The organism is bacterium, assembly GCA_035945995.1.
GTDB lineage: Bacteria > Sysuimicrobiota > Sysuimicrobiia > Sysuimicrobiales > Segetimicrobiaceae > DASSJF01.
The window spans coordinates 1-10,456 of record DASYZR010000142.1 but is presented as its reverse complement, the minus strand read 5'-3'; the positions used below and the strand labels follow the sequence as shown (position 1 = coordinate 10,456).

Sequence of the window (10,456 nt, the reverse complement as noted above, 5' to 3'; positions counted from 1 at the left end):
GGCGAAGGATCCGGTGTGTGGGATGAGCGTCGACGAACGGAAAGCGTCGGCCACCTCCGAATACCGGGGACAGACGTACTACTTCTGCTCCAAGGGGTGCAAGGCGGCCTTCGACAAGGACCCCGAGAAATTCGTGAGCGAGAGGAAATCGTGATAGCTTACGGTCAGCGCTAGCGCCCTGCGGCGATCCCAGAGGTCCCCCTGGGTCATGCCAATTTTTGCGATGGCCTCGTCACGGCATGCGGTCATTAGTTGTTGAGTATTGTATAAGTAATGGAAAGAACACCCAAGCCAGCCTATGAGTGGCATACCGGTCGGGTGGTGCTCATCGGCGGCGCCGCGCATGCTAGCTCGCCCCTCATGGGACAGGGAGGCCGTACGGCCACGGAGGATGCGTGCGTGCTGGCCGAAGTGTTGCGGTCGGCGGCCACGGTGGAAAGGCCGCCTGCCATCCGAACGCCGCGTTGCGCGAACGAGGAGATCAGATGACCCACGGCGTGCGCCGCTAACGTTAACATAAGACGCAAGGGAGACCAATTTATCGGCCGCCCTTGCGTTCTCATGACCGATGCTCTGTAGCACCGCTATCGTAACGGCTTTGCTTCACTGCGCCTTGCTGGCACGTCTGCTGAGGAGGGCATCATGCGCTCTCAGCCTAGCTTGGGCACCGGGATCACGAACGGCTTTCCCTTCTGCCCCATGAACACTGCGACCCATTTCACGAGTGTCTTTCCCCGGTTGAGGTCCATGTGCCAGGTGTTGACCGGTTCCAGGTGGGCCGTCCCGGCCGGATAGGTCTTCTCACCATGCCCCTCGACGGCGAGGGTGAGAGTGCCGTCGAGCACGTAGGCGAATATCGGAACCGGATGGAGGTGGCGGTCGTGCTTTCCGCCCGGCGCAAGTTCGACGACGAACGCCGTGATTTCGTTCGGACCGGGGGGAAACTCAAGCGGCTGGCCCGTGTCGGTGGTCGAGCTCTTGAGCAGCGCCGCCGGTCTAAAGCCCACGTCTTCTGCGCGCGCCGGCTGCTCGCCGGCCTGAAGCAGAAACGGCAGCGCCGCCAGGGCCGCAGATCCGGCGCCGGCCCGCATCAAGAATGTCCGCCTGTCGATCTCCATCGGTCTGCCCTCCTCGGAGGATCACTCCGCTGGGTGGTCGAGCGCGGTCTGTCCGTCGGCGGCCCGTCAGAGGCGCCCCGCCACACCCGCATCGTAGGTCCTCCCCGCCCGACGCGCCAGTGTAAAAACAGAACTGGTCGCCGGCCCGGCGTTGTGAAAGAATCGGGCTATGGAACCCTACGGGCAATACTGTCCGGTTGCGCGGGCGATCGAAATCATCGCGGATCGTTGGACGCCGTTAATCATCCGGGAACTGCTGGCCGAGATTCATCGGTTCAACGATCTCGACCGCGGCCTCCCCGGCATTTCCCGGCCGCTCCTAGCGGAGCGTCTGCGGCGGCTCGAGCACGCCGGCATCGTCGAACGGCGGACCTCGTCCGACGGCGCAAACGCCGGATACTATCTGACTGGCGCCGGGAAGGAGCTCAGGGCGGTCATCCAGAGCCTGGGGGAGTGGGGCGCCAAGTGGGCGTTCGGAGATCCCAGGCCGGATGAACTTGATGCGGCGCTCCTCCTCTGGCGGATGCGCCGGCGCATCGACCTCGCGTTGGTGCCGCTTCGGCGTGTCGTGATCCGGTTCGACTTCCACGGGATGAAACGCCCCCGCCCCCACTGGCTGGTGATCGAGAAGCCCGAGGTCTCTCTGTGCCTGACGGATCCCGGCTTTGACACCGACCTGTACATCGGCGCCGATCTTACCGCGTTCTCTAAGGTCTGGCTTGGCCGGTCCACCTGGATTGAAGCGACGCGGGAAGGCCTGATTGAAGTCGACGGACCGCCAGCCCTGACCCGCGTCTTTCCCCGGTGGCTTCAGTGGAGCCCATTTGCGCCGGCCGTGCGAGAGGCGGCGGCGAGGGGGGCCGCGTCGTGACCGAGGCCGCGGCACGAAAGGCGCCACTGCAAGAGGCGCGCACGAACCCTGCCTCATGGGAGCTTGGGGCCGGCTTTCGCGGAGCCGTGCTCCGGCCTGGCGATGAGGGCTATGATGCGGCGCGCCGGATTTGGAACGGCGCCATTGACAGGCGTCCGGCCCTTATCGCCCGGTGCACTGGCGCCGCCGACGTCCTGAGCGCTGTGCGCGCGGCCCGGGAGCAGGGCGTGCTCACAGCGGTGCGGGGCGGCGGCCACAATGTCGCCGGGACGGCAACGTGCGACGGCGGTCTTGTGATCGACCTCTCGCCGATGAAGGGCATGCGTGTCGATCTCGTACGACGGACGGCGCGGGCCGAACCGGGGCTGCTCTGGGGGGAATTCGACCGCGAGACGCAGGCTTTTGGCCTCGCAGCACCCGGCGGCATCGTTACGCACACAGGAGTGGCCGGGCTCACGCTCGGCGGCGGGATCGGGTGGCTGATGCGCAAGCACGGGCTGACCTGCGACAATCTCGTGTCTGTCGATGTGGTGACCGCGGACGGGCGCCTGATCACCGCGAGCGACGAGAAGCAGGCGGAGCTCTTCTGGGGCATCCGGGGCGGGGGTGGGAACTTTGGCATCGTCACGTCGTTCGAATTCCGGCTCCATCCCGTGGGCCCCACCGTCCTCGCCGGCGTCGTGCTGTACACTGACGAGCAGGCGCGCGACGCGTTGCGCTTCTATCGCGACTTTGCCGCCGAGGCGCCGGACGAACTCACGACGATCGTCACGCTGAGGCATGCACCGCCGCTGCCGTTTGTCCCCGCCCGTCTCCACGGAACGCCGGTTCTCAGCATCGCCGTCTGTTACGCCGGACCCATCGGGGACGCTGAACGGGTGCTCGCGCCGCTGCGCGCGTTCGGTCCCCCGGCCATCGATGCGATCCGGCCGACACAATACACCGCGCACCAGGCGATGTTCGATGCGACGGTGCCGCACGGGCTCCACTACTATTGGAAGTCCCATGACTTGCCGGGTCTCAGGGATGAGACGATCGACGTGATGCTCGCTCACGGGTGGGCGGCTCAGTCCCGCCGTTCGTACACGATCCTGTTCCAGCTAGGCGGCGCCATCGCTCGGACCGCGGAGAACGCCACCGCGTATGGTGGGCGGGCGGCACAGTACAGCGTCAACATCAACGCGGTGTGCGAGGCCGCCGTCGGGTTCGAGGCCGAGGTCGCGTGGACGCGCAGATTCTCCGAAGCGATGCGCCCGCTGTCCACCGGCGGCGTGTATGTGAACTTTCTTGGCAACGAAGGGGAGGACCGCGTCAGAGCCGCGTACGGCGAAGATAAGTACGCGCGGCTGGTCGCGCTGAAGACCGCCTACGATCCCACTAATTTCTTTTGCCTAAATCAAAATATCAAGCCCACGCCTTCCCGTCATTCTCTGCCCGCTTAGAGCCTCTGCTACCCGGGATCGGTATGCTTGGTGTCCCGATTTCTCATCAGCATTGGATGGCTGGCTACGCCAGCTTAGCGTCTCCACGGGAGATCGGACGCAAAGATGCAGGACCACAGCAGGCGTTGTGACCCCCGGATCTTGCGGTACGACCGGCGGAGCATCTGACGGAGGTCCGCGAGATCAGCTGGGGCGCTGTTGGCCAAGCTGCGGTCGTCCTGCGCCCACACAAACTCCGCCGGGTTGAGTTCGGGAGGCGTCCTGCCTGCGCGAGGACGATGGCGCAGGCCAGTCCCGCCGGTCCGGCGCCGACGACCGTCACGGCCGGATCGCATCGCCGGCACGACGTCCTGTCACGTCGTCTTTTGTCACGGGGAGCCCCGACGATGATTCGTTGTCCCCTGTGCGTGTGCCCTGAACCTCCGCGGCGGGTGCCCGAACTGCTCGCGACGGCATCCCGGCCTATCTTCGACGAACCATTGACCACACGAGCCATCCGCCGAAGGCGACCGCGGCCACGAACGAGAGGTAGAAGAACGGCGCCGCGATGCGCGGCCAGAACGGCGGGTGGTAATACTGCATCAGTAGCCCGAGGCCGATGATCATTGCTCCAGTCAGGATGCTGAGGCTGAGCCGGTTCGCGACCCGCGACAGCTCGGGGTTCATAGGGGCGCATCCTCAACCTGGACCGAGTCCCTCGCACACGTCGTCCAGGCCCTATTGGCCGACTATGACAAGACCACACCGATCGTAGTGAAATGGCAGGAGACCGTGTTTACGCAGGCGTCAAGCAAACCTTAAGATCTCTTTAACGGTGCGACGGCGGTCCGCACAGCCAGGTCCTTGAGGAAAGACCCTTCTTGGTGACCGATCCCACTCTGCCCGCAATCTCGCAGATGAAATACAGTGGGATGATCAGCAAGAGCAGGATGATGATGAACTCGTATTTGAACGACGCTCCTGTCTGCATCGCTGTGATGATACTTGCGGCATCCACATCCGCCATCATGACAAGCCATGCCGGTCCGAACACCTTCCTCAGGTCGCGAAGGCGTAGGTCGGTCCACGGACGCATGAAGCGTGCGCCGCCCATGGTGTAGAACGATCCCTCGACCTCCTGGGACACTCGTCCTCTACCTCGAGCATAAGATCGATCCTGGCTATTCCCTCAGTTGATAACAAGAAGATGCGCGAACGACTATCGGGTGGAAACTGTCAAGACTATCAGGTCGAGACCGTATTGGGTGCGCGGACTTCATCCAGGAGAAGGAGCTCGACTAGGCGCCCCAGGCATGCCTTGCGGGACACGGCGCATGCTCGGGTCGCGGGTCGGTTATCCTGGGACCCCGACCACGACCGTAGTCCCGCGGCCGGGGCTCGACGCCACGGACAGGATGCCGCCCAGCAATCCCGCCCGTTCCTCCATCCCGACGATTCCCAAGCTCCCCTTCTCCACCAGTTGCGGGTGCGGGGGAAGAGCAAGTCCCCGACCGTCGTCTTGAACCCGCATTTCCACATGCTCGGGCTGGAAGCTGATGGCCACCCGAAGATTCGTCGCTCCGGCGTGCCGTTCCACGTTCACCACGGCCTCCTGCAGGATCCGAAACAACCCCAGTTCCATCTCCTTCGAGAGACGACGCTCGCTGCCGCCGATCTGCAGCTCGGTATGCAAGGGCGACCGGGCACTCACATCCGTGAGCACCCGACGGACCGCCGCCACGAGCCCAAGATCCTCCAGGCCCGTCGGCCGGAGCCCGCGCGCAAAGTTGCGGACCGTGGCGACCAGGTCTTCCGTCGCGACACGGGCCGCCTCGATCTTCTCGGCGGCGGCAGCGTTCGCGCGCCCGGCCAGATCTTCCGCTGTGTCCAGGTACCGCAACACGATGATGAGCGATTGAAGAACCTCGTCGTGCAATTCCTGGGCGATGCGCCGGCGTTCGTCTTCCTGAGCGCGCACGATGTGCCCGGCATAGGTCCGCAAGGCCTCACGGCGGTTGCGCTCTTGCGTCACGTCGCGCAGGAGCACCTGGATCTGCGCGTCCCCGCCATCGGCGGCAAGGACGGTGCTCAATGGTTCGATATAGACCGTCCGGCCGTCAGGCTGCGATAGGACGAGTTCTCGCTGCGTTCCCGACGACACCTCCAGCAGCCGCCGGGCCCCCGCTTCGCCGATGAGGCTCACCAGGGACGTCCCCGACAGGGCTCCGGCGGGGCGCCGAAGCATATCGGCGGCCGCCTTGTTGGCCTCCCGGACGATTCCGTCGCGGCCGAACACCACCACGGCCTCCGCCGAAGTCTCAAACAGACTCCGGTAGCGGCTTTCCGATCGTTGAAGCGCCAGAGTTGTGTTTTCGCACTGGCGGCGGGCCCGGACTTCCCGGTCCACCCGTTGCCCGACGAAGAGGGCGATCGCGTTGACGATGAGGAGTTGGAGGACGGTTCCCTCCAGTTGCGGGCCCCGATGCCACAACCACAGGTTCGGTAAGGATAGGACGGTGGACCACAGGGCGGTCAGAACAGAGCCGCGGAGCCCGAAGTTCAGCGCGGCGTAGCCGACGGGCAGCAGAAACAGGGCTTCCGGCACAAAGTAGAGGGCGGCATGCGAGTGGAGTTCATCTGTGCCCTCGATGAGCGCGTGCAGACCCGCCAGCGCGAGCACCAGCGCCTGCACCATCCAGAACCGCCGGTCGGCAAAGCGCTCGCGCTCCGCCGCGTACAGACCGCCAAGCCATCGAACCGCCGCCGGGGAGGCGCTCATCGCTCTTCATTCCTGAGGATCAGGGTGAACCAGTGATGGGCCGCCCCGTAGACCACCGCCGCGGTTCGCGAGGGCACGCCCAGCTTGGCCAGGATGGTGCTGAAATGCCCTTCCACCGTTCGAGTGCTGATCCCGAGTGCTTGGGCGATTTCCTTGTTGCGCATGCCTTGGGCGGCGAGTTCCAGGGTCTTCATTTCTCTCGGCGTCAATGCCTCGTGGAGTTCGTCGCCGCTCCGAGGCTGCCTGCGGGCCCACATCAGCGCAATCTTGCGGCCGATGTCGGGGTGGAGCACCGTGTCACCACGATGAACCCGCTGCACGGCGTCAGCCAGCTCGCTGGCCCGCACCGTCTTGAGCAGGTAACCGGCGGCGCCGGTCTCCATCGCCGCCAGCACGAAATCGTCGTCATCGTAGGCCGTCAGAATCAAACACTTGGTGGAGGGGGACGTTTCTTTTGCCTGCCGGGTGATCTCGATGCCGTTCAGGCCCGGCATGCGAATGTCGAGGATGGCGACGTCGGGCTTCAGACCGGCAATGAGATTGGAGACGGCCTCACCGTCCCCGGCCTCGCCCACCACCGCTAGGTCCGGGTGCTGTTCCAGCATGTGGCGGGTGCCTTCCCGGACGAGCGAGTGATCTTCGCCCAGCACGATTCGAATCATGGCAAACCCCCCGCTTGCTCTGTTTCCAGTGTACCGTCTCTGATCCTCTGCCGAAGCCGCAAGACCACGGTCTGCGCGCAGGTATTTTCGCGTGGATTGAGCTCCGGGGTCCCCCGCTTTCTGCTGCGGGGCGCGGAGCCTATGCTTCAAAGGGGCCACGTCCAACGGGATTCAGCCGCCGGGACGAGTGCGAGGGGGGAATGGGGATGCGATCGATTATGCCGGTCACGATGATCATCGCGGCCCTGGCGTTCGGGCTGGTGGCGCCGGCGGTGGCCCAACCGTTCGCGGACGTGCCCACGAACCATTGGGCCTACGACGCGGTCGCCGAGCTGGCCGCCAAGGGTCTGGTCGAGGGGTACCCGGACGGGACGTTCAAGGGCGACCGGGCGATGACGCGGTACGAGATGGCGATGGTCGTCGCGCGGCTCCTGTCGCGGATCGAGGCGATCCAAATTCCCGGACCGCAAACGCCGGAGGTCACGAAGGCCGACCTCGAGACGATCCAGCGGTTGGTGAACGAATTTCGGGCGGAACTGACGGCGCTGGGCGTCCGGGTGACGACGATCGAAAGTGAGCTCAACGCGATCAAGTCGAAGCTGGATAACGTGCGGGTGAGCGGCGCCTTTCGGTTCCGCTACGATGCCGCGCGCGTGGCCACCGGGCCTTCCCTGAACGGCGGGTTGGCCGCCTCCGTCGGCGCCGGCAGATCCGCCGTGACCCCCCAGGCGCGGGAGGCCTTCAAGCTGGCGTTCGATGCCAGCGTAGCGCCGGAAGTCCATGTGATCGCGTCCCTGCTGAGTAACGGGACCGGGGGCGCGTATGCCGTCTTCAATAGCGCGAGCACCGGGGCGGCCAGCCCGTGGGTCCAGACCGCCATCGACAACCTGTTCTTCGATTGGAAGAACGCGTTCGGGTGGCCGGTGGAGATTTGGCTGGGCCGGTTCGGGGGCACGGAACTGGGCACCACGTACCCGGTGCAGTTCGGGCCGTTCGGCCTGCTCATGAACACCGGGGGCGACACGTGGGAAGACTCGACGGCCGACAGTGCCGTGAACGTCGTGGACGGCCTGCGCGTCGCCGGCGCGGCCAACGTCCTCCGAGGGTTGCAGTGGCAGGCGGTCATCGCCCGGGTCACCGGGAACACCGGCGCGCAGACGTACTTCTCCGGCGAAGACGCTTACGGCGTGGACGCGAACGTCGGCGTCATGCCGGGGCTACGGCTCGGCGCGTACTACGTCGGCAACAATATCACCAACCCGGCCGGGATCGCCGCCGCGGCGGCGCCGGCCGACCTGGGTGCGCGGTGGCACCTGTACGGCCCGGGCGGCGGGTCGCTCAACCCCGCCACGCCCAATTGCCCGGCGAACGCGGCGGGCACCGGCATCCAGTGCCCGGCCGCGGGCAGCGGGGGCGGCGGGTACGTGAACTGGGACATCGCGATGGGGATCCACCTCGACGGCGAGTACGCGCAGTGGAACGACGCGGTCCATGGGACCTCCGACAGCGGGTGGCAGGCGAACGTGACCTGCGACCTCGACAAGCTGCTGCACGCGCACGGCCTGTCGCTCCTGACCGGGTATGTCAACTACGGCCAGAACTTCTACCCGCCGTACGGCGCGGCCGAGGCCGATTTCCCGATGGCCGATGTGCTCTATCCCGGCAACGCGCAGGGCTTCACCGCGCAACTGATGTTTAATCCGACCGACAAGTGGACGATCTACGGCACCTTTGTCGGCGGCAACAATATCTCCAACAGCCAGAGTCTGACCGAGTGGGAAGCCGGGGTCGGGTACGCATTCGCGCCCAACGCCAAGATCACGTTCCTTGCCCGTGACCTGCGGACCGGCGGGGTCGAGCAGTTACAGCTGTACCGAGCGCAGTTGGACTACCAGTTCTGAGATCGGGTGCCGCTTTCGAGCGAGCGCCCGATGCCCAATGCACTGGCCGCCCGATGGCCCGCAAATCACCGGCCCCATACGATGGGGAGCAAGGATCCAGGGGCGGGGAGGGAGTGGGGAGGATGAGGATGCCTCGGGGATACTGGACGACGCTTATCGTGCTGGCGGTGGGGGTGACGATCCCGGTCATTGGCCCCGGAGCCGTGCCGGGCCCGTTCCAGGCGGCCGGGGCGCCGGCTCTGGCCGCGGCAGCGCACACGGTTGAGTTGACGGTTGTCGCCGGTCAGAAGAACGTGGAACTCGGCTTCAACGGATACCATAAGGGCGGCATGACGGTGACGGTCCCCGCCGGCTGGCAAGTCGTCGTGCACTTCGAGAACGTGGGCATGGCCCCCCATAGTCTGGTCGTGCTGCCGGCCGGTACGGGTCAGGTGGCGGCGCCGTCGACGACCCCCGTGTTCGCCGGTGCGGCGACCAAGGATCCCGCGGCGGGGCTCTCCAAGGGCGGTAAGCAGACGTTCACGTTCGAGGCGAGCAAGTCCGGGACGTACGACGTTGTCTGTGCCGTACCGGGACACGCGATGGCCGGCCAGTGGTTCACGTTGGTGGTCTCTTCCACGGCCGAGGCGCCCAGCGTCACGCCCGCGGGCGCAATGATGATGGCAACAAAGTAGACTCCGCGCGCCATGGCTCGGGTGTCACGCCGGACGAGGGACGCTCGCGAGAGCGCGCGAGGCGAGGAGGATGATGAACATGACTCGAGGCATGGTGACGCGTTGGCGCGTCCTGAGCGCGGTGGTCGGGCTGTTCGCCGGTGTGCTGTTGCTTGCCGGGGTCGCCCCAGCCGCCACTCCGGCCCCGGCCCCAACGGTGCAGGAGGTCAAGGTGTATCTCTTCCCGGACAGCAGCCAGATGATCAAGGGTCCGGACGGCAGGACCCACGACGCATTCGTGCCGTACAGCTTCGTCCTGCATGCCGGTACGCCCGTGCGGTTCACCATCATCAACTATGACGACATGCCGCATACGATGACTGCGCCGGACCTGGACTTGAACATCATGCTCAAGCCCGGGCTCGATCTCTCCAACGGGAACATCACCCCCGGGATCACGACGTATACATTCACGCCCTCCAAGAAGGGCACGTTCCGGTGGTCCTGCGTCATCCCATGCGATACGGGGAATGCTGGATGGGCCATGGCGGTTGAAGGTGCCGGGTTGGGTCGGATCGGCTATCAGGCCGGGTACATCGATGTAATCTGACGCCTGCTTCGGGCCTGGGCGCGCCGGCGGGGATCGATCTCACAGCCGCGCCCAGGCCGTGCGTTGCAGGTTCGCCTACCCGTCCCTACGATCTCCGTCATTTCCACGCGACCTTCCTGGTGGCCGAGGGGATCGATTACCGCACGGTGGGGGACGGGCTCGGTCATAAGTCGGCGTCGTTCACGCTCTCGCGCTACGTCCACGCGAGCGCGAGGGGCCGGCAGCGGGCCGCGGACGCTGCTAATAAATTGTTGACGAAATCGCGCGAGTTCAAGGGTGAGCGCGCTTCCGGAAACGTTGTGACCGACCCGAGACATAGGTAACAGGTTGTACCGGACACATGGGTAACACCTCCTCCCTCTGAAAGGGGGGGAGCGATGCCCTGGAAGGAGTGTTCGGTGATGGACGAACGACTGCGGTTTGTCGCGCGCCGGCTGGCCG

The 10,456-nt window shown here is 65.6% G+C and carries 12 protein-coding genes; 7 read left to right on the top strand and 5 right to left on the bottom strand.

Annotated elements, in window-relative coordinates; genetic code table 11:
• Positions 1-13 precede the first annotated feature (13 nt).
• Together VGZ23_16195 and VGZ23_16190 are read left to right on the top strand one after the other, a co-directional pair.
• Positions 14-154 (top strand): YHS domain-containing protein, encoded by a 141-nt coding sequence (locus VGZ23_16195; protein ID HEV2359134.1) that lies wholly within the window; start codon positions 14-16, stop codon positions 152-154.
• A 119-nt stretch (positions 155-273) separates the two neighbouring features.
• Complete coding sequence (locus VGZ23_16190; GenBank protein ID HEV2359133.1) at positions 274-489, top strand: FAD-dependent monooxygenase; 216 nt, start codon at positions 274-276, stop codon at positions 487-489.
• 161 nt (positions 490-650) lie between these two features.
• Here VGZ23_16190 and VGZ23_16185 read toward each other — a convergent pair whose 3' ends face one another.
• Positions 651-1,118 carry a cupin domain-containing protein gene (locus tag VGZ23_16185; GenBank protein ID HEV2359132.1) on the bottom strand — a complete coding sequence of 156 codons (468 nt, stop codon included), beginning with the start codon at positions 1,116-1,118 and terminating at the stop codon, positions 651-653.
• 169 nt (positions 1,119-1,287) lie between these two features.
• Here VGZ23_16185 and VGZ23_16180 point away from each other — a divergent pair, with 169 nt between their 5' ends.
• Positions 1,288-1,989, top strand: a complete 702-nt coding sequence (locus tag VGZ23_16180) for a helix-turn-helix domain-containing protein (protein ID HEV2359131.1) — start codon at positions 1,288-1,290, stop codon at positions 1,987-1,989.
• Positions 1,990-2,075: 86 nt separating this feature from the next.
• On the top strand, positions 2,076-3,431 hold the full coding sequence (locus VGZ23_16175; protein HEV2359130.1) for an FAD-binding oxidoreductase: 1,356 nt from the start codon (positions 2,076-2,078) through the stop codon (positions 3,429-3,431).
• 462 nt (positions 3,432-3,893) lie between these two features.
• Here VGZ23_16175 and VGZ23_16170 read toward each other — a convergent pair whose 3' ends face one another.
• From VGZ23_16170 to VGZ23_16155, 4 genes are all read right to left on the bottom strand, one after another.
• The gene (locus VGZ23_16170) at positions 3,894-4,097 is read right to left on the bottom strand and encodes a hypothetical protein (protein HEV2359129.1); all 204 of its coding nucleotides are present in this window, start codon (positions 4,095-4,097) and stop codon (positions 3,894-3,896) included.
• 142 nt (positions 4,098-4,239) lie between these two features.
• The gene (locus tag VGZ23_16165; GenBank protein ID HEV2359128.1) at positions 4,240-4,557 is read right to left on the bottom strand and encodes a hypothetical protein; all 318 of its coding nucleotides are present in this window, start codon (positions 4,555-4,557) and stop codon (positions 4,240-4,242) included.
• Between the two features lie 207 nt (positions 4,558-4,764).
• Positions 4,765-6,189, bottom strand: a complete 1,425-nt coding sequence (locus VGZ23_16160; GenBank protein ID HEV2359127.1) for a PAS domain-containing sensor histidine kinase — start codon at positions 6,187-6,189, stop codon at positions 4,765-4,767.
• On the bottom strand, positions 6,186-6,851 hold the full coding sequence (locus VGZ23_16155; GenBank protein ID HEV2359126.1) for a response regulator transcription factor: 666 nt from the start codon (positions 6,849-6,851) through the stop codon (positions 6,186-6,188). The genes VGZ23_16160 and VGZ23_16155 overlap by 4 nt, the downstream gene beginning before the upstream one ends.
• Before the next feature lie 206 nt (positions 6,852-7,057).
• Between VGZ23_16155 and VGZ23_16150 the strand changes: the two genes are divergently transcribed.
• The 3 genes from VGZ23_16150 to VGZ23_16140 all read left to right on the top strand — a co-directional run bounded on the left by VGZ23_16150 (position 7,058) and on the right by VGZ23_16140 (position 10,015).
• Positions 7,058-8,752, top strand: a complete 1,695-nt coding sequence (locus VGZ23_16150; protein ID HEV2359125.1) for an S-layer homology domain-containing protein — start codon at positions 7,058-7,060, stop codon at positions 8,750-8,752.
• Positions 8,753-8,874: 122 nt separating this feature from the next.
• A complete protein-coding gene (locus tag VGZ23_16145; GenBank protein ID HEV2359124.1) occupies positions 8,875-9,426 on the top strand; it encodes a sulfocyanin-like copper-binding protein in 552 nt (183 codons plus the stop codon).
• Between the two features lie 79 nt (positions 9,427-9,505).
• Positions 9,506-10,015 carry a hypothetical protein gene (locus tag VGZ23_16140; GenBank protein ID HEV2359123.1) on the top strand — a complete coding sequence of 170 codons (510 nt, stop codon included), beginning with the start codon at positions 9,506-9,508 and terminating at the stop codon, positions 10,013-10,015.
• The last annotated feature ends 441 nt before the right edge of the window (positions 10,016-10,456 follow it).

Coding starts and splice junctions, on each gene's coding strand:
- VGZ23_16150 (HEV2359125.1), top strand. CDS start 7,058: ATGCGATCGATTATGCCGGTCACGATGATCATCGCGGCCCTGGCGTTC.
- VGZ23_16180 (HEV2359131.1), top strand. CDS start 1,288: ATGGAACCCTACGGGCAATACTGTCCGGTTGCGCGGGCGATCGAAATC.
- VGZ23_16170 (HEV2359129.1), bottom strand. CDS start 4,097: ATGAACCCCGAGCTGTCGCGGGTCGCGAACCGGCTCAGCCTCAGCATC.
- VGZ23_16155 (HEV2359126.1), bottom strand. CDS start 6,851: ATGATTCGAATCGTGCTGGGCGAAGATCACTCGCTCGTCCGGGAAGGC.
- VGZ23_16185 (HEV2359132.1), bottom strand. CDS start 1,118: ATGGAGATCGACAGGCGGACATTCTTGATGCGGGCCGGCGCCGGATCT.
- VGZ23_16160 (HEV2359127.1), bottom strand. CDS start 6,189: ATGAGCGCCTCCCCGGCGGCGGTTCGATGGCTTGGCGGTCTGTACGCG.
- VGZ23_16140 (HEV2359123.1), top strand. CDS start 9,506: ATGACTCGAGGCATGGTGACGCGTTGGCGCGTCCTGAGCGCGGTGGTC.
- VGZ23_16145 (HEV2359124.1), top strand. CDS start 8,875: ATGAGGATGCCTCGGGGATACTGGACGACGCTTATCGTGCTGGCGGTG.
- VGZ23_16190 (HEV2359133.1), top strand. CDS start 274: ATGGAAAGAACACCCAAGCCAGCCTATGAGTGGCATACCGGTCGGGTG.